Raw genomic sequence first — 18,411 nt, 5'->3', positions numbered from 1 at the left:
TGAGGGGCGTCGCCATGTTTCATTCCAGATTGCATTCGTTCTCCCGCCTGGTGATCTCGCTGACCCTTCCCCTGATCCTTGCCGCAGGCTTGGCTTCGTTCGCCGGTGGCGCAAAGGCCCAGGACAAGCGGCAAAACGCGCCGGGCGAGTTCGATTTCTATGTGCTGTCGCTGTCATGGTCGCCCTCCTTCTGCGAGGAAGCGGCCGAGCGCAGCGGCCGTTCACAGATGCAGTGCAGCGGGCGGCCCTACGCCTTCGTGGTGCATGGCCTGTGGCCGCAATATGAAAACGGCTTCCCCGAATATTGCCAGCGGCCGGCACCGCGGCTGAACCGCGGCATCGTTTCCTCGATGCTCGACTTGATGCCGGCGCCGGGCCTGATCTTCAACGAATGGGACAAGCACGGCACCTGCTCCGGGCTCGAGAGCCGCAGCTATTTCGAAACGATCCGCAAAGCGCGCGCCGCGATCAAGATCCCGGCCGAATATCTCGATCTGTCGCAGGCCAAGACCGTGGCGCCGGCGGAGGTCGAGGACGCTTTTATCAAGGCCAATCCCGGCCTCAGCAATGCCGCCATCTCGGTCACCTGCAACCGGACACGGCTGTCCGAGGTCCGCATCTGCCTCAGCAAGGACCTGCAATTCCGCGCCTGCGACGAGCTCGAGCGCCGCACCTGCCGCCGCGAGCAGGTGACGATGCCGCCGATCAGGGGTGGGTAGAGCGAGCCCTCGGATCGTCATTCCGGGGCGCGCGGCTTGTCCGCCGCAGCCCGAAGAGCGAAGGCGGAAGCGCGAGCCCGGAATGCATCTGTCCGCGTTCTCAAAGAAATGGATTCCGGGTTCGGTGCTGGCGCACCGCCCCGAAATGACGGCCGTTACTTTCGCCTCGCGATGTCGTAACTCTCCGTCATGAACTACCGTCACGCCTTCCATGCCGGCAGCTTCGCCGACGTCATCAAGCACATCGTGCTGGCGCGCATCCTCACTTATTTGCAGGACAAGCCGGCGGCGTTCCGCGTCATCGACACCCATGCCGGCGCCGGCCTCTACGACCTCGACAGCAACGAGGCGCGCCGTGGCGGCGAGTGGCTGACCGGCATCGCGCGGCTGATGCAGGCGCGCCTGTCGAACGAGACCGCGGCGCTGACCAAGCCCTATCTTGACATCGTCCGCGCCTTCAATCCGAAGGGCGAGCTCAAAGCCTATCCCGGCTCGCCACTGATCGCGCGCGGCCTGCTCAGGCCGCAGGACCGCCTCGTCGCCTGCGAGCTCGAGCCGAAGGCGCGGAAAGCGCTGATCGACGTGCTGCGCCGCGACGAGCAGGCTCGCGTGGTCGATCTCGACGGCTGGATGGCACTGCCCGCCTTCGTGCCGCCGAAGGAGCGGCGCGGCCTCGTGCTGATCGACCCGCCGTTCGAGGCCAAGGACGAGTTCGAGCGGCTTGGCGAGGCCTTCTCAGCGGCGTTCGCGAAATGGCCGACCGGTATCTACGTCATCTGGTATCCGGCCAAGAACCGGCGCGCCACCGACACGCTGGCGCAAACGGTGGCCCGGCTCGCAGCCGCAGCAAAGCCGCCCGGAAAATGCCTGCGCCTCGAATTCAGTGTGGCGCCGCAGCTCGATGGCGCGGCCCTCACCTCCACGGGTCTCCTCATCGTCAACCCGCCCTACACGCTGCACGGTGAGCTCAAGACCATCCTGCCCGAGCTCGAAATGCCGCTCGGCCAGGGCGGCGCTGCCAGATTCCGATTGGAGGTGCCGAGGCCGTAACACTCCGGCATTCTTGGGAAAAATATGCAGGAACGGTAGTCAATCTGCGACGAACCGTATTATGCTGTTTCCGTGACTGGCTTTACGTTCCGCTTCCGCGAATGGTTGCGGCGGAGTGAAGGCCCAAGAAAGATCCGGCCGGACCTATGAGGTCCGCCCAAGGATGGCCAGCTCCCGGGCTTCGTAAGGTCCGGTCATGTCGTGACGCGAGTCTGCGCCGCGGCGGAGGAGCAATGAGGGGGAGTTTCCCGATGGCCATGACGGGAACGGTCAAGTTCTTCAACGGCGAGCGCGGCTACGGCTTCATCAAGCCGGACGACGGCGGCCGCGACGTCTTCGTTCACATCACCGCCGTAGAGCGGGCGGGACTGAAGGACCTTGCCGAAGGACAGCGTATTACTTTCGAAGTCGAACCGGACAAGAAGGGGAAGGGACCGAAGGCGGTCAATTTGGTCATCCTCTCCTAGCGAGCCTGGCTTAAAAAAATCCCGGCCGCTAGCGGCCGGGAGGTTGGTCCGGTCTTTTCTTCTTCAGCTATCAGAAGTGATAGTTCACGCCTGCGCGGACAACGCTGGCGCTATAGCCGTTTGACACGCCCGTAATTGCGAACTGACTCGTCGACAGATCGATGTAGAGGTATTCGAGCTTGGCGGTCCAGTTCGGCGCAAGGCCGACTTCCGCGCCGGCACCGACGGTCCAGCCAGCGGTGGTGTGCGATTCTGTCCAGCCGAAGGTCTGCGCCCGCAGTTCGCCGAAAGCGAGGCCAGCGGTGCCGTAGAACAGCACATTGCTGAAGGCATAGCCGGCGCGGCCGCGCAGGGTGCCGAACCACGGATTGGAGAACTTCCACGGCGCGAAGGTATCGTCGGCACCGGCGGCCTGAATGTCGCCCTCGACGCCAAACACCCAAGGGCCGTTCTGGAAATTATAGCCGGCCTGCACGCCGCCGACGAAGCCGGAAGGCTTTGAGGGATTGTTGTCGACCGAACCCCATTCATAGCCGACGTTGCCGCCTAGATAAGGACCGGCCCAGCTGTACGCATTGAGCGGCTGATTGACCGTATAGGGCGCACGCTGCCCGTAACTGAGATCGGCGGCCCCTGCCGAAGCTGTCCAGCCGGCAGCAACCAACGCGGCTGCGCCCACAACGAGCCCCTTCATCACACACTCCAACGCAAACTACCGCCCCCGCGATGCCTGCGCCGCCGCGCAAAGCCAGACCGCATGGTTACGGAACCACCACTTTTTCGCGTAAGATTTATCGAGAGCTTTAAGTTAAAGGGCTGTTAAGCCGGGTTACCGCGCTATTAACAGGCTTAACCAAGCGTTACCGGGAACTGCGCCCGCCATCCTGTGCGTGCGCCACGGCCGGAACTTCAAATCGGCACCCCCAGCCCCTAAATTCGCACCATGGTTCACGATTCCCCCGACAATCCGGACGATGCACGTACGCGCAAACCCGTGCGCGTCACCGCACCGAACGCCCAACATCCGGAAACGGACATGGCGCCACCGGACCTCGATCCCGCGACTGCGAGCGGTGACGACGAGGACGATGCGCGGCTGCCGGATATCCTGGAAGAGAGCGGCGCGGTCGGCGAGGGCCCGCTGGCGACCGGTCATGAGGCGATCGAGCGCGCGGTCCGGCTCGCCCCCACCTCGCCCGGGGTCTATCGCATGCTTAATGCGAACGCGGACGTTCTCTATGTCGGCAAGGCCAAGAACGTCAAAAAGCGCCTGTCCAACTACGCGCGCCAGAGTGCCCCCCAGCCGGCGCGCATCCTGCGCATGATCGCCGCCACGGCGACCGTGGAGATCGTCTCAACCACAACCGAGACGGAAGCGCTGCTGCTGGAAGCCAACCTCATCAAGCAGCTGCGGCCGCGCTTCAACGTGCAGCTGCGCGACGACAAGTCGTTTCCCTACATCCTGATCACAGGCGACCATTGGGCGCCGCAGATCCTGAAGCACCGCGGCGCGCAGACCCGGCCGGGGCGCTATTTCGGCCCGTTCGCCGCGGCGGGCGCCGTGAACCGGACCATCACGGCCCTTCAGCGCGCATTCCTGATCCGCTCCTGCACCGATTCCTTCTTCGAGAGCCGCACCCGGCCCTGCCTGCTCTACCAGATCCGCCGCTGTGCCGGGCCCTGCACCCGCGAGATCGACTTTCCCGGCTATACGACCCTGGTGCGCGAAGCGACCGACTTCCTCTCCGGTAAGAGCCATGCGGTGAAGCAGGAGCTCGCCGGCGAGATGGAGAAGGCCTCCGGCGAGCTCGAATTCGAACGCGCCGCACTCTATCGCGATCGCCTCGCCGCGCTGTCGGCGATCCAGTCGCAGCAGGGAATCAATCCGCGCACGGTCGAGGAAGCCGACGTGTTCGCCATCCACCAGGAGGGCGGCTTCTCCTGCGTCGAGGTGTTCTTCTTCCGCACCGGACAGAACTGGGGCAACCGCGCTTATTTCCCGCGCGCGGAAAAGACATTTACCCCCGAAGAGGTGCTCGGCTCCTTCCTCGCCCAGTTCTACGACGACAAGCCGCCGCCGAAGAACATCCTGCTCTCGCACGAGATCGAGGAGAGCGAGCTGCTCGCCAGTGCGCTGTCGACCAAAGCCGGCCACAAGGTCGAGGTCACCGCGCCCAAACGCGGTGAGAAGAAGGAGCTCGTCACCCACGCGCTGACCAATGCGCGCGAGGCGCTCGGCCGCAAGCTCGCGGACACCGCGACGCAGAGCCGCCTGCTCGAGGCCATGGCCGCGACGCTGAGCCTGCCGCACGTGCCCAAGCGCATCGAGGTCTACGACAACAGCCACATCCAAGGCACCAATGCGGTCGGCGCCATGATCGTTGCCGGCCCGGACGGCTTCGTGAAGAACCAGTACCGCAAGTTCAACATCAAGTCGGAAGGGCTGACGCCTGGCGACGACTACGCCATGATGCGCGAGGTGCTGGAGCGACGCTTCAAGCGACTGATCAATCCGCCCGAGGAAGGCGTGGCCAAGGCGAAGGACGACGATTTCCCGCAATGGCCCGACCTCGTCATCATCGACGGCGGCCGCGGCCAGCTCAACGCCGTCCGCGAGATCTTTGCAGCTCTCGGCTTGACCCAGGTGTCGCTGATGTCGGTCGCCAAGGGACCGGACCGGGATGCCGGCCGCGAGACCCTGTTCATGCCCGAGCGCGAGGCGATCAAGCTGGAGCCGCGCGATCCCGTGCTCTATTTCATCCAGCGCCTGCGCGACGAGGCTCACCGCTTCGTCATCGGCTCGCACCGCAAGCTGCGCAAGAAGGACATCCGCGAGGCCGGTTTGCAGGAGATCCCCGGCATCGGGCCGTCACGTAAACGTGCCTTGCTGCATCATTTCGGAACCCTGAAGGAGATCGAGCGGGCCTCGATCGCTGATCTCGGCAAGGTTCCGGGCGTGAGCGCCGAAAGCGCCCGCAGGATTTTCGAGTATTTCCATCCCCAGCCGGGATGAACTAAAGGGGGGCCGCGGTCATATGATCGTTGCGTCCGCGCCTCATTTGGAGAGCGGGACGGTTGACGTTCAGGCACCAGCGGTATTGGTAGGACGGATGAACATCGCGACGACACGAGGGGCAACCAGGCGCTCGATGTCCCTTCCCAACATCCTGACCTACGGCCGGATCGCCGCGATCCCGGTCGTGGTCGGATGCATTTACGCGCAGTCGATCATGGACGGGCCGCTATGGCTGCGCTGGGTGGCGGTGGCCATCTTCATCGGCGCCGGGGTGACCGATTACCTCGACGGCTATTATGCGCGAATCTGGAATCAGCAATCAGCGTTCGGCCGGATGCTCGATCCGATCGCCGACAAGCTGCTGGTTGCCTCGTGCCTGCTGATGCTGGCCGCCGATGGCATCATCCATGGCTGGTCGCTATGGGCCGCCATCGTGATCCTGTGCCGCGAGATCCTGGTCTCGGGCCTGCGCGAATACCTCGCCGCGCTGCGCGTCAGCGTGCCCGTAACGAAGCTCGCTAAATGGAAGACGACGGTCCAGCTCGTCGCCATCGGTTTCCTGCTCGCGGGCCCGGCCGGCGATGAGGTGGTGCCGGTGGTCTCGATGATCGGGCTGGCGCTGCTGTGGGCTTCGGCGATCCTCACCATCTACACCGGCTACGACTATTTCCGCGCCGGCATCCATCACCTCATCAAGGAGGACGAGGGATGAAGGTGAAATATTTCGCCTGGGTGCGCGAGCGCGTCGGCAAGGCCGAGGAGACCATCGAACCGCCCGCAACGGTGCGCACCGTCGAGGAGCTGATCGCCTGGCTGTCCGGCCAGAACGAGGCCTATGCCTACGCCTTCGAGAAGCCGAAGGTGATCCGCGCCGCGATCGATCACGCCCACGTCAAGCCGGACACCGCAATCGCGGGCGCCCGCGAGATCGCGTTCTTCCCGCCGATGACCGGCGGCTAGACCAATGTTCTCGAACAGACCAGCGTACGGTGCCACCTCACCTCTCCCCGCCGGGGAGAGGTCTGGCACCGTCGGATCGGGACGAGCATGAGCTGCCCCGTGAGCATCCGCATCCAGGAGGACGATTTCGACCTCGCGCGCGAGATCGAAATCCTGACCAAGAGCCGCACCGACATCGGCGCGGTCGTGAGCTTCTCGGGGATCTGCCGCGCCGACGAGGACAGCGCGAAGGTCGCTGCGCTTACGCTCGAACATTATCCGGGCATGGCCGAAGAAGAGATCAAGCGTCACGTCGACGAGGCGACCTCGCGCTGGCCGCTGAACGGCGTCACGGTGATTCACCGCGTCGGCCGCTTCATGCCTGGCCAGAACATCGTGCTGGTGCTGACCGCCTCGCAGCACCGCCAGGCCGCGTTCCAGGCGGCCGAGTTCCTGATGGACTATCTCAAGACCAGCGCGCCGTTCTGGAAGAAGGAAGAGAGCGAAGCCGGCACCGGCTGGGTCGCGGCCGAGGCCCGCGACGACGAAGCCGCCGCACGCTGGACCCGGTCCTGATGGCAAGAGCATCCAAAAAGACCGCGCGTGGCCGCGCCGCGCCAAGACCTGGTAAGATCGGCCTTGCTAAGATCGGCCTTGCTAAGGTCGCTCCTGGTGAGCTTCTCACGCTGCTCGATTTGGTCCGCTATGCGGTGAGCCGCTTTGTCGAAGCCGAGCTCGCCTTTGCCCACGGCACCACCGATCCGGTCGCCGAGGCGGCCTTCCTGGTCAGCGAGGCGCTGCATCTCAATCCCGAACAGTTCGAGCTTTTCGCCAACGCGCGCGTCACCCTGGCCGAGGGCAAGACCGTTCTCGATCTCATCCATCAGCGCGTCACCACCCGCAAACCGGCCGCCTATCTCGTCAACAAGATCTACATGCGCGGGCTACCCTTCTATGTCGACGAGCGCGTCATCGTTCCACGCTCCTTCATCGGCGAGCTGCTGGACTCGCATTTTGGCCGCGACGGGACTGCCGGATCGCTGATCGACGATCCCACGGCGGTCGAGCGCGTGCTCGATCTCTGCACCGGATCGGGCTGCCTCGCCATCCTCGCCGCGCATCATTTTCCGAACGCCACCGTCGACGCGGTCGATATCTCCAAGGGCGCGCTCGAGGTCGCCACGCGAAATGTCGGCGAATACGGGCTCGAGAACCGGATCAGCCTGTATCGCGGCGACCTGTTCGCCCCGCTCGGCGATGCACGCTATGACCTGATCATCACCAATCCGCCCTACGTCGATGCGGAAGGCATGGCCGCGCTGCCGCCGGAGTGCCGGGCCGAGCCGAAGCTCGCCTTCGACGGCGGCGCCGACGGTCTCGACGTGGTGCGCCGTATCCTGCGCGAGGCGCCCGATCACCTGACGCCGGATGGCGGGCTGGTCTGCGAGATCGGCCGCGGCCGCGAACTGGTCGACAAGGCCTTTCCGGAACTACCGCTGCTCTGGCTGGACACCGAAGACTCCGAGGGCGAGGTGTTCTGGATCGCAGCCGCCGATCTCGGCTGATCCGCTACGCCGGGCACGCTCTCTCGGAACAAGTCAAATTCCGCCACGTTCATCCCCCGACGAATTGTCTTGCTCTCGGAGGATGTCCACATGCTCGCGCCATCGGGCGAATTGCTGCGCGCCGGCATGGCGCTCAAACTCAACCACCTCAAACGCGCCGCACAATCGTATTTGCGCGACCGCACCAACCAAGCCACCGGACGGGCGACGTCCTACGCGGTCGCAGCCGGCCTGTTCGCGATGGCCGGGCTATTCGTCATTGCGGCCCTCTTTGTCGGCCTGGTCGCGCTGTACCGCTGGGTTGCGATCACCTACGGGCAATTCTGGGGCTTTGGCGCCGTCGGAGCCCTGCTGCTGGTGCTCGCCGTAACCTGCGCCGGGTTGGCTCTGGCTCAAGTGAAGCGTCGGGACAAGCCGGTCGTGCCGCTCGCCAGCCGGATGCGGGTTGCGATCGCCACCCCGCGGATTCCTCGCGGAACGATCAAGCAGGCAGTGAAGGAGGTCGCAACGACGATCCCCCTCGTGCCGCTTGCACCCGGTGAACGCGGTCGCGACAGCAAAGCCTGGCCGAACCGCGCCAACCGTCCCGTGCAACTTGGCCTGATGCTCGCGGCCGTCGGCCTGGTCGGGTTGACGGCTGCACGCCGGCGGCGTCACAGGCACGGATTGGAAGCGTGAATGCTGATGCGGCGCTCCGAGCAAATGGACAGTTGGCTGCTGGTGGCGGCCACGGCAGTGTTCGTGCTCACCGCGGAGCGCTACTTCCAGGACTCCGGCCTGGCCAGGTCGGGGCCTCCGCAAGACCATCGCAAGGCCGAGGCGAATTCACCGGAAACGCATCCGGCGAGCGCGGCCGTGGAGCCCGGCCGCGGCCGTCATGCCAAGAGCCCGTTCACGATCCCCTGGGCGGGCTGGAAGGACATCTTCTGGCGGACCTATCAGCGCATCGATGAGGATCGCCTGCTGGCGACCGCAGGCGGCGTCGTCTTTTTCGGCCTGCTCGCGATCTTTCCCGCTGTCACGGCACTTGTCTCCTCTTACGGCCTGTTCGCCGATCCCGCGACAATCAGCGCCAATCTCCAGACGCTTGCGACCATGCTGCCCGAGGGCTCGTTCCAGATCGTCGAGGACCAGGTCGCGCGCGTGGTGTCGCATGGCAACACCACGCTCGGGGCCACCTTCCTGCTCGGGCTTCTGCTTGCGATCTGGAGCGCCAATGCCGGCGTCAAGGCGATCTTCGACGCTCTCAACGTCGCCTATGAGGAGCGCGAGAAGCGCAGCTTCATCAAGCTCAACATGGTGTCGCTGGCCTTCACTGTCGGCGGCATCGTAGCGCTGTTGCTGATGGTGGGCGCCGTCGTCGCCTTCCCGCTCGCGCTCAATCATCTCGGCATGGCGCCCGGAAGCAAGCTAATCGTGGCGCTGGCACGATGGCCGCTCCTGTTCCTCATCCTGCTCGTGGCGCTCGCCATCCTCTATCGCTTCGCGCCCAGCCGCGACGCGCCGCGCTGGCAATGGCTGAGCCTCGGCGCCGTGACGGCCGCCATCCTCTGGATCGCCGGCTCGGCGCTGCTGTCCTGGTATCTGTCAGAATTCGCCAATTACAACGCGACCTACGGCTCGCTCGGGGCAGCGATCGGCCTCATGATGTGGATGTGGATGTCGGCGATCGTCATCATGTTCGGAGCCGAGCTGAACTCGGAGATCGAGCGGCAGACCCTGCGCGATACGACCACCGGGCGGCCGAAGCCGCTCGGCAGCCGCGAAGCCGTCTCGGCCGACACGGTCGGCGCGGCCGCGCCGTCCTGACGGTGCAATTCGGTCCGCCCTTGATCGTGAGCGCCGGTTGCAAAGCTTGCGCGCCAACCTCGGCCCGCACGCTGCTATCCCCTCGAATCAACAATGATGTTAAGCTCACATGGCTCGGGGGAGCATGAGACGTGAGGCGTCGGACGGCGGCCCGTGTTTTCCCGGTGAGACAGTCAGCTCTCTAGAGGCTTAACGCGCGGCATGATTCGCATTTCGACGATCTTCATCGCCATCTGCATGGTTCTGGTCGCGGCCTCGCTCGGGCTCGTGCTCTATTCGGTCGCCGGCATCAGCGGAACCGAATCCGCGATCGTGGCGCTGACCGCGCTGACCTTCCTGATCCTCTACAACGCGGTGTCGATGCGGCTGCGCGACCGCAGCGACGTCGGCGGCCAGATCGCCGACCTTTCGCGCGGCACTGCCGACCTCGCGCGCCAGGTGGCCGAGTTTGGCCGCCGGTTAGCTGCAATCGAGGGACGCATCGCCTCGTCCAATTCGACCAACGCCGAGCGCATCCAGTCGGTGGTCGGCGAGATCAACGAACTCGGCGGACTGGTCAGGCAGCTCGCCACCACCGTCTCGGCCCATGAAGACCTGCTAGCTGGCGGCGCTCCGGTATCAGCCGCAAGCCCGGTCGAGAAACAGGAGCCCGCGCCGCTCGACCTGAGCGCGACGATCGACGAGCGGCCGGCTGACCCGTCACCGCTGCCCGTAGCCCCGCCACCTCCCGCAGCGCAGCCGCGGCCTTCACAGACGGTCCCGACGCAGGTCGCCAACGGCCGCAACCAGACCCAATTGTTGGCGACGCTGCGCAACGCGATCGACGAAAACCGCATCGATATCTTCCTCCAGCCGATGGTGACGCTGCCGCAGCGCAAGGTGCGGTTCTACGAGGCCGTGACGCGCTTGCGCGATGAGCGTGACCAGCTGATCGCCGCGGAGGAGTTCATCAGCATCGCCGAGGCCTCCGGGCTCATCGGACGCATCGACAACATGGTGATGCTGCGCTGTGTGCAGGTGCTGCGGCGCCTGATGGTGCGCAACAAGGATGTCGGCGTGTTCTGCAACGTCGCGGCCTCCACGCTCGGCAATTCCACCACCTTCGCGCAATGTCTCGACTTCCTTGAAGCCAACCGGGCGCTGGCGCCCTCGCTGGTGCTGGAGTTCAAGCAGTCGACCTTCCGTAACCTCGGTCCGGCCGAGACCGAGAATCTCGCCGCGCTCGCCCAGCGCGGCTTCCGCTTCTCGATCGACCATGTCACGGATTTGCGCATCGAGCCGCGCGAGCTCGCCGACCGCGGCGTGCGCTTCATCAAGGTGCCGGCCACGCTGCTGCTCGATCCGAAGCAGGCCTCGGCCTCGGACATCCACCCGTCCGACCTCTCCGACCTGCTCGGCCGCTTCGGCATCGACCTGATCGCCGAACGGATCGAGGGCGAGCGCGCGGTGGTCGACCTGCTCGATTATGACGTGCGGTTCGGCCAGGGCTTTTTGTTCGCACCGCCCCGGCCATTGCGGCCTGAAGGGGCATCTGCTACCGGCGGGGCCTCGCCGACTCCGGCGCAGGACATCCAGGGATCCAATGGCTCCGGTACACCCAGTTCAGGCGGGACGTCTTCCGCGCCTCCGTCACAGCGTATCATCGGCAACGCCGCGCTCGCGCGCCGCATCTGATCGGCCGCACGCATCATGACCACGCTGCATTTTGTCGAAAGCCTGCGCCAGCTCGTGGGTGACGTCGACGTCATACTCAGCGACATCTGGGGCGTGGTCCATAACGGTCTCGAATCCTTCCCCGAAGCCTGCGAGGCGCTGCATACCTATCGCAGCCGCGGCGGTACGGTGATCCTGATTACCAACGCACCACGCCCGGCCGACTCCGTGCAGCGGCAATTGCGCAAGCTCGGCGTCGCGGACGAGACCTATGACGCGATCGTCTCGTCAGGCGACCTGACGCGGCTCTATGTCGCCGAGCATCCCGGCCGCAAGATGTTCTGGCTCGGCCCCGAGCGCGACAACTCGATCTATCGGGGCCTCGATGCGACGACCGCGCCGCTGGAGCAAGCCGATTACATCGTCTGCACCGGTCTCTATGACGACGAGACCGAGACGGCGGAAGACTATCGCGCAATGATGCTGAAGGCGCGCGAGCGCAAGCTGACGCTGGTGTGTGCCAACCCTGACATCGTGGTCGAACGCGGCGACCGGCTGATCTATTGCGCCGGCGCCATCGCCGAGCTCTATCGTGAGCTCGGAGGCGAGGTGATCTTCTACGGCAAGCCGCACCGGCCGATCTATGAGCGCGCGATGGCGCTCGCCGGTGAACGCCAGGGCCACCCGATCGACCGGCGGAAGGTGCTGGCGATCGGTGATTCCGTCCGCACCGATCTCACCGGCGCGCGCGAGTTCGGCATCGACTGCCTGTTCGTCACCCGCGGCATTCATGCCGAAGAGTTCGAGGGCCTCGACCAGCTCGACCCGGCGTCCGTGATGGAATTGTTCGGCCATCCGCCGAAGGCGCTGATGCGCGAATTGAAGTGGTAGAAATATCGTGCCCGGGTCGCCATAAGCGCGTTTACGCGCGTGTTCGACGCGCTATGGCGAAGCGCTGAGAGCCGGGGCCCGGAAGCCGCAAGTGACGTCGTGGATAGACTGGATCCCGGCTCAGCGTCGCGTCACTCATGTGCCGCGCCTTGTCCGGGACACCAAAGTGCCTTACGCGCTTGCCATGTCCGGGAAGACCGCCTCGATCTTGGTCTTCAGCGTCGCCGCATTGAACGGCTTGACGATGTAGTTGTTCACGCCGGCCTTCTTGGCCGCGATCACGTTCTCGGTCTTGGACTCGGCCGTGATCATGATGAAGGGCGTGGTGGCGAGGTTCGGATCCGCGCGCACTTCGCGCAGGAGGTCGTAGCCCGTCATCGGCTCCATGTTCCAGTCGGAGATCACGAGCCCGTACTTCTTGCCGCGCATCTTGTTCAGCGCTGCCGAACCGTCGCTGGCATCATCGATATTCTCGAAGCCAAGCTGCTTCAGCAGATTCCTGATGATACGGATCATGGTGCTGTAGTCATCCACCACCAGAACCGGCATCGACAAATCAACCGCCATCTCGACTCCCCCAACGCAAACGCAGGAATATTACGATCGGACCTGCCAAGGCGAAGCCCGGCAGTTCCACGCCTCAAGGAGTAGCATCAAGGCGTTAAACAGCCCGTTAACTGCGGATGCCACCAGTGGACTGAAATCGTGTTCAATGTCCCGCTCCGCCCGCTTGACTTGGTCAGGTCGGTCGAGCCACGGTCCGGCCCGGTCCTGCCCCCGGTTTGAGAATTCCCCTGATGGCCTCGCCCTTTACTGTCATCCGCGACACAACGCCGGATTCCGCGATTCCGCGGGGTGCAGTGGTCGCCATGGGCAATTTCGACGGCGTTCATCTCGGCCATCGCGCCGTGATCACGGCCGCCCTGGAAATGGGCCGGGCGCATGGCCGCCCTGCGCTGGCATTGACCTTCGAGCCGCATCCGCGGCGGTTTTTCAGCCCCAACACCCCGCAATTCCGCCTGACGGACGAGCGGGCCAAGCTGCGGCTTTTGGCCGGCACCGGCCTTGCCGGTGCCGTGGTCATGACCTTCGACAAGGCGCGCGCCGGAACCAGCGCGCAAGATTTCATACACCATGACCTGATCGGCCGCCTTGGCGTCAGCGGCATTGCCGTCGGCTACGACTTCCATTTTGGCAAGGGTCGCGTCGGCTCGCCGAGCCTGCTGGTCAACGAGGCGCCCCGGCTTGGCATCGAGGTCGACGTGCAACCCCATATCGATATCGACGAGCGGCCGGTCTCCTCCAGCGCGATCCGGATCGCGCTCGCCGAGGGGCAACTCGATGAAGCCACCACCATGCTGGGTGGTCCCTGGTTCATCACCGGCGAGGTGATCCACGGCGAGAAGCGCGGCCGCGACCTTGGCTATCCCACCGCCAACATCCGCCTGGACGCCAATTGCGGCCTCAAGCACGGCATCTACGCCGTGCGGATCGGCCGCGGCACCGAGCGCCTCGGCGGCGTGGCGAGTTTCGGCCGCCGTCCGACCTTCGACAATGGCGCGCCGCTGCTCGAAATCTTCCTGTTCGACTTCAAGGGCGATCTTTACGGGCAGGTGCTCGACTGCGCTTTCGTCGGCTTCATCCGCGAAGAGCTGAAATTCGACAGCCTGGAGGCCCTGATCCGCCAGATGGACGACGATTCCGCCCGCGCCCGCGCCATGTTGGCCGCCGCCCCGGATGCGTTTCCGAAACTTGGCGTGATCGATTGAGCCCGAACCGGGCCACCCCACCTTTGCGCTTCCCCCGTCCGGCTGCTATGGAGAGCCCATGTTTGCGCGGCGCATCATAGGGATTAGCGGCCCGGCTTCCGCCTGAGCCTTCGGCTCGGCGCAAGACCGGGATGTATCGTCTCACCCCGCGATTCCCTATCGCCATCCGTTTCCCGCGCCCTTCCGAGCCAGTCAGCCTCATGTCCGAAAAGCCGCAAAAGTCCCAAAAGTCTGAAGTCAAAGACTATTCGAAAACCCTGTTCCTGCCGCAGACCGAATTCCCGATGCGCGCCGGCCTGCCGCAGCGGGAGCCGGAGATCCTCAAGCGCTGGTATGAGATCGGCCTCTACGAGAAGCTGCGCGAGAGGGCGAAGGGCCGCGCCAAATTCGTGCTGCATGACGGCCCGCCCTACGCCAACGGCAACATCCATATCGGCACGGCGCTGAACAAGATCCTGAAGGATCTCGTCACCAAGAGCCAGCAGATGCTCGGCTTCGATTCCAACTACGTGCCGGGCTGGGACTGCCACGGCCTGCCGATCGAGTGGAAGGTCGAGGAAGAGCACTATCGCAAGAAGGGCAAGCAGAAGCCCGACTTCCGCGATAGTGCCGCAATGATCGACTTCCGCAAGGAATGTCGCGCCTATGCCACGCATTGGCTCGGCGTGCAGCGCGAGGAATTCAAGCGCTTGGGGGTGATCGGCGACTGGGACCATCCCTACGCCACGATGAGCTATCCCGCTGAAGCCCAGATCGCGCGCGAGCTGATGAAGTTCGCCGCCAACGGCACGCTCTATCGCGGCTCCAAGCCGGTGATGTGGAGCGTGGTCGAGAAGACCGCGCTGGCCGAAGCCGAAGTGGAGTACGAGGACTACACATCGGACACGGTGTGGGTGAAGTTTCCGGTGACCTCGCCAGCGCACGGTGCGCTCGCCTCCGCAAGCGTCGTGATCTGGACCACCACGCCATGGACGCTGCCGGGTAACCGCGCCATCTCATTCTCGCCGAAGATCGGCTATGGCCTGTACAAGGTGACGGACGCGCCCGCCGACAATTGGGCCAAGCCCGGCGATCTCCTCATCCTCGCCGATGCGCTCGCTGCAGAAGTCTTTAAGCAGGCGCGCGTGACGGCCTATGAGAAGGTCCGCGACGTCCCCGGCGACACCATGGACGCGATCGAGTGTAGCCATCCGCTGAAGGGCCTCGACGGCGGCTACGACTTCATCGTGCCGCTCTTGCCCGGCGACCACGTCACGGATGACACCGGCACCGGCTTCGTGCACACGGCACCCGGCCATGGGCGCGAGGACTTCGACGCATGGACGGCGCAGGCGCGCGATCTCGATGCGCGCGGCATCAACACCGCGATCCCCTATACCGTCGATGAGAACGGCGCCTACACCGATCATGCGCCGGGCTTTGCCGGCAAGCGCGTCATCAACGACAAGGGCGAGAAGGGCGACGCCAACGAGGCCGTGATCAAGGCGCTCGTCGAAAGGGGCATGCTGCTCGCGCGCGGTCGGCTGAAGCATCAATACCCGCACTCCTGGCGCTCCAAGAAGCCGGTGATCTTCCGCAACACGCCGCAATGGTTCATCGCGATGGACAAGGATGTTGCCGCTGACGGCAACACCAGGTCCGGCGACACGCTGCGCGCGCGCGCGCTGCACGCGATCTCGGTGACGCAATGGGTGCCGCCGTCGGGCGAGAACCGCATCAACGGCATGATCGAGGCCCGCCCGGACTGGGTGATCTCGCGCCAACGCGCCTGGGGCGTGCCGATCGCCGTGTTCGTGCGCGAGAAGGGCGACGGCTCGGCCGAGATCCTCCAGGACGAAGCCGTCAATGCGCGCATTGGGCAAGCCTTCGAGAACGAAGGCGCGGACGCCTGGTATGCGAAGGGAGCGCGCGAGCGCTTCCTCGGGCCCCGCGCCAACGAGGACTGGCAGAAGGTCGACGACATTCTCGACGTCTGGTTCGATTCAGGCTCGACGCACGCCTTTGTGCTCGAAGACCCTGTACATTTCCCCGGCCTTGCCGGCATCAAGCGCAAGGTCGACGGCGGCACCGACACGGTGATGTATCTCGAAGGCTCGGACCAGCATCGTGGCTGGTTCCACTCATCGTTGCTGGAGAGCTGCGGCACGCGCGGTCGGGCTCCTTACGACATCGTGCTGACCCACGGCTTCACCCAGGCCGAGGACGGCCGCAAGATGTCGAAGTCGCTCGGCAACACCATCGAGCCGCAGGCCGTCATCAAGGAATCCGGCGCCGACATCCTGAGACTCTGGGTTGCATCCTGCGACTACACCGACGACCAGCGCATCGGCCCCGAGATCCTGAAGAACACCGTCGAGACCTATCGCAAGCTGCGTAACACCGTGCGCTGGATGCTGGGTACGCTGCATCACTACAAGCCGACCGACGCAATCGAGCCCGCCGAGATGCCGGAACTCGAGCGCTTGATGCTGCACGAGCTCGCGGTGCGCGCCGCCGCGATCGGCAAGGCCTATCGGGAGTTCGACTACAAGACCGTGGTCGCTATCCTGTCCGCGTTCCTCAACAGCGAGCTGTCAGCGTTCTATTTCGACATCCGCAAGGACACGCTCTATTGCGACCCACCGTCCTCGCTGACGCGCAAGGCGGCGCTGACGACCATCGACCTGTTGTGTGCCTCGATCCTGAAATGGCTGGCGCCGATCCTGAGCTTCACCGCCGAGGAAGCTTGGCGCATGTACCGGCCGAACGCCGAGCCTTCGGTGCACCTGACGCTGTTTCCTGATGGCCTCGAGAAGCTCCGCGACGACAAGCTCGCCGCCAAGTGGGAGACGATCCGCAACGTGCGCCGCGTCGTCACCGGCGCACTCGAGCTCGAACGCGCCGCCAAGAACATCGGCTCCTCGCTCGAGGCCTCGCCGGTGATCTATGTCGCCGACCGGGCCATGCTGGCGACGTTGTTCGATGTCGATCTCGCCGAAGTCTGCATCACCTCGAACTACGAGGTGCGCGAGGGCGAGGCGCCGGCTTCCGCGTTCCGTCTCGATGCCGTGCCGGGCGTCGCAGTCGTCGTCGAGAAGGCGGTCGGCACCAAGTGCGCCCGCTCCTGGAAGATCTCGCCGACGGTGGGCGAAGACCCCGAATACCCCGACGTCACCCCGCGCGACGCCAAGGCGTTGCGTGAATGGAAGGCGCTGGGGGTGGCGGTCTGACCGTCAGCCATGACCCCGCTGCGCGCCGGCATCATCTCCGCCCTGGTCACACTCGTCCTCGACCAGGCCTCTAAGCTTTGGCTGCTGAACGTGTTCGACCTCGCCCGCCGCGGCGCGGTGCGGGTGACGCCGTTCTTCGATTTGGTGCTGGCCTGGAACATCGGCATCAGCTTCGGCTGGCTCCAGAACGACAGCCAGGCGGCGCAGTTCGCGCTGATGGCCGTCAAAGGTATTGCGGTGGTCGCGCTGGCGATCTGGATGGCCCGCTCCCACACCCTCCTTGCCACGATTGCGCTCGGCCTGATCATCGGGGGCGCCATCGGCAACGGCATTGACCGCCTGGCCTATGGCGCGGTGGTGGATTTCGCCCTGTTTCACATCGAGATTGGCGGAAATATCTATAATTGGTACGTGTTTAACCTCGCCGACGTGGCCATCGTTGCTGGGGTGGCGGCGCTATTGTATGATTCCTTCCTGGGGGTACCCGCCGCAAAAGCGCCCTGATCCCGGCCGATACGACCGGCGGGTGGAACCCGCTTTTGCGAGGGTCAAGCCGCGTGCGAGCGGCAATCTGCCACAATATGGAACAGGTATGGTGATGCGCAGCTCGAAGACCAGCGGTTCGATGGTTCGAGACCCCCAACGGGGCATCTGGCGGGCATTGAAATTGTCCGCAGTCGCGCTTGGCATCGGTCTCGTCATGTCGTCCGGCGCCGCCCGCGCCGGTGACGACGACGAGGACGACGACATGACTTTCGAAGAGAAGCTCATCGACAATCTGATGTCCGGCATCGGCGCCAAGAGCATGGAGAAGCCCGGCATCGAGTACCGCGAGCGTTCGCCGCTGGTCGTGCCGCCCAAGCTCGACCTGCCGCCGCCCGCCGCAACCCAGGCCAAGAATGCGCCGAACTGGCCGAAGGACCCCGACGAGAAACGCCGCAAGGAAGCCATTGCCGCGCGGAAGAAGGCCAACAAGGCGCAGGAGAGCTGGCAAGCCGCTCAGCCGCTGTCGCCCGCCGAGATGAAGGCCGGCCAGGTCGCCGCAGCCCCCCGCACCAGCAACGATCCGATTCAGCCGGGCACCAACGGCAACCCGTCGCTAATGCCGGCCGAGCTCGGCTATTCCGGCGGTCTCTGGGGCATGTTCAAGGGCAACAGCTCGGAAGAGAAGGCATTCACCAGCGAGCCGCCGCGCCAATCGCTGGTCGAGCCTCCGCCGGGTTATCAGACGCCGTCGCCGAACTACGCCTATGGCTCCGGACCGGACAAGTCGCGGCGGACCTATTTCGACATCATGTCGGGCAAGGACAAGGAACAATAGCGT

The 18,411-nt window shown here is 64.9% G+C and carries 18 protein-coding genes; 16 read left to right on the top strand and 2 right to left on the bottom strand.

Annotated features, from left to right (window positions below; all coding sequences use genetic code 11):
- Positions 1-14 precede the first annotated feature (14 nt).
- The 3 genes from IVA87_RS31780 (at position 15) to IVA87_RS31770 (ending at position 2,236) form a co-directional block, all read left to right on the top strand.
- Entirely contained in the window at positions 15-719 is a 705-nt protein-coding gene (locus IVA87_RS31780) for a ribonuclease T2 (protein ID WP_247299471.1), read from the top strand.
- 189 nt (positions 720-908) lie between these two features.
- Positions 909-1,769: a 23S rRNA (adenine(2030)-N(6))-methyltransferase RlmJ gene (gene rlmJ / locus IVA87_RS31775; protein ID WP_247299469.1), complete on the top strand. Its 861-nt coding sequence runs from the start codon at positions 909-911 to the stop codon at positions 1,767-1,769.
- A 251-nt stretch (positions 1,770-2,020) separates the two neighbouring features.
- The gene (locus tag IVA87_RS31770) at positions 2,021-2,236 is read left to right on the top strand and encodes a cold-shock protein (protein ID WP_008544396.1); all 216 of its coding nucleotides are present in this window, start codon (positions 2,021-2,023) and stop codon (positions 2,234-2,236) included.
- Between the two features lie 70 nt (positions 2,237-2,306).
- Here the strand turns inward: IVA87_RS31770 and IVA87_RS31765 are convergent, their stop codons facing one another.
- Positions 2,307-2,930: an outer membrane protein gene (locus IVA87_RS31765; protein WP_247299467.1), complete on the bottom strand. Its 624-nt coding sequence runs from the start codon at positions 2,928-2,930 to the stop codon at positions 2,307-2,309.
- Positions 2,931-3,179: 249 nt separating this feature from the next.
- On the opposite strand from IVA87_RS31765, the gene uvrC reads away from it, so the two are divergent.
- The 9 genes from uvrC (at position 3,180) to IVA87_RS31720 (ending at position 12,109) form a co-directional block, all read left to right on the top strand.
- On the top strand, positions 3,180-5,249 hold the full coding sequence (gene uvrC / locus IVA87_RS31760; protein WP_247336881.1) for an excinuclease ABC subunit UvrC: 2,070 nt from the start codon (positions 3,180-3,182) through the stop codon (positions 5,247-5,249).
- A 97-nt stretch (positions 5,250-5,346) separates the two neighbouring features.
- On the top strand, positions 5,347-5,964 hold the full coding sequence (pgsA, locus tag IVA87_RS31755; protein WP_247277561.1) for a CDP-diacylglycerol--glycerol-3-phosphate 3-phosphatidyltransferase: 618 nt from the start codon (positions 5,347-5,349) through the stop codon (positions 5,962-5,964).
- On the top strand, positions 5,961-6,212 hold the full coding sequence (moaD, locus tag IVA87_RS31750) for a molybdopterin converting factor subunit 1 (protein WP_247299463.1): 252 nt from the start codon (positions 5,961-5,963) through the stop codon (positions 6,210-6,212). The genes pgsA and moaD overlap by 4 nt, the downstream gene beginning before the upstream one ends.
- Positions 6,213-6,299: 87 nt before the next feature.
- Positions 6,300-6,767 (top strand): molybdenum cofactor biosynthesis protein MoaE, encoded by a 468-nt coding sequence (locus IVA87_RS31745; protein WP_247299461.1) that lies wholly within the window; start codon positions 6,300-6,302, stop codon positions 6,765-6,767.
- Positions 6,767-7,756 (top strand): 50S ribosomal protein L3 N(5)-glutamine methyltransferase, encoded by a 990-nt coding sequence (prmB, locus tag IVA87_RS31740; protein WP_247299460.1) that lies wholly within the window; start codon positions 6,767-6,769, stop codon positions 7,754-7,756. Before IVA87_RS31745 ends, prmB begins: the two co-directional genes overlap by 1 nt.
- 90 nt (positions 7,757-7,846) lie before the next feature.
- Entirely contained in the window at positions 7,847-8,434 is a 588-nt protein-coding gene (locus tag IVA87_RS31735; RefSeq protein ID WP_247299449.1) for a phage holin family protein, read from the top strand.
- Positions 8,435-9,565: a YihY/virulence factor BrkB family protein gene (locus IVA87_RS31730; RefSeq protein WP_247299447.1), complete on the top strand. Its 1,131-nt coding sequence runs from the start codon at positions 8,435-8,437 to the stop codon at positions 9,563-9,565.
- Between the two features lie 201 nt (positions 9,566-9,766).
- Positions 9,767-11,239, top strand: a complete 1,473-nt coding sequence (locus IVA87_RS31725) for an EAL domain-containing protein (RefSeq protein WP_247299445.1) — start codon at positions 9,767-9,769, stop codon at positions 11,237-11,239.
- A gap of 15 nt (positions 11,240-11,254) precedes the next feature.
- Positions 11,255-12,109, top strand: coding sequence for a TIGR01459 family HAD-type hydrolase (locus IVA87_RS31720; protein WP_247299443.1), 855 nt, complete (start codon positions 11,255-11,257; stop codon positions 12,107-12,109).
- Positions 12,110-12,280: 171 nt separating this feature from the next.
- On the opposite strand, the gene IVA87_RS31715 is transcribed toward IVA87_RS31720, so the two are convergent.
- On the bottom strand, positions 12,281-12,676 hold the full coding sequence (locus IVA87_RS31715) for a response regulator (protein WP_008567674.1): 396 nt from the start codon (positions 12,674-12,676) through the stop codon (positions 12,281-12,283).
- Positions 12,677-12,906: 230 nt separating this feature from the next.
- Between IVA87_RS31715 and IVA87_RS31710 the strand changes: the two genes are divergently transcribed.
- The 4 genes from IVA87_RS31710 (at position 12,907) to IVA87_RS31695 (ending at position 18,408) form a co-directional block, all read left to right on the top strand.
- Entirely contained in the window at positions 12,907-13,878 is a 972-nt protein-coding gene (locus IVA87_RS31710) for a bifunctional riboflavin kinase/FAD synthetase (RefSeq protein ID WP_247299441.1), read from the top strand.
- Positions 13,879-14,078: 200 nt separating this feature from the next.
- Entirely contained in the window at positions 14,079-17,087 is a 3,009-nt protein-coding gene (gene ileS, locus IVA87_RS31705) for an isoleucine--tRNA ligase (RefSeq protein WP_247299439.1), read from the top strand.
- A 9-nt stretch (positions 17,088-17,096) separates the two neighbouring features.
- Positions 17,097-17,591, top strand: coding sequence for a signal peptidase II (lspA, locus tag IVA87_RS31700; protein ID WP_247299437.1), 495 nt, complete (start codon positions 17,097-17,099; stop codon positions 17,589-17,591).
- Between the two features lie 94 nt (positions 17,592-17,685).
- A complete protein-coding gene (locus IVA87_RS31695; RefSeq protein ID WP_247299512.1) occupies positions 17,686-18,408 on the top strand; it encodes a hypothetical protein in 723 nt (240 codons plus the stop codon).
- Positions 18,409-18,411: the final 3 nt, after the last annotated feature.

Origin of the sequence: Bradyrhizobium sp. 147 (genome assembly GCF_023073935.1) — a bacterium.
Taxonomy (GTDB): domain Bacteria; phylum Pseudomonadota; class Alphaproteobacteria; order Rhizobiales; family Xanthobacteraceae; genus Bradyrhizobium.
Note: the sequence above shows the minus strand (reverse complement) of the source record. Positions and strands in the feature narration are given on the sequence as shown.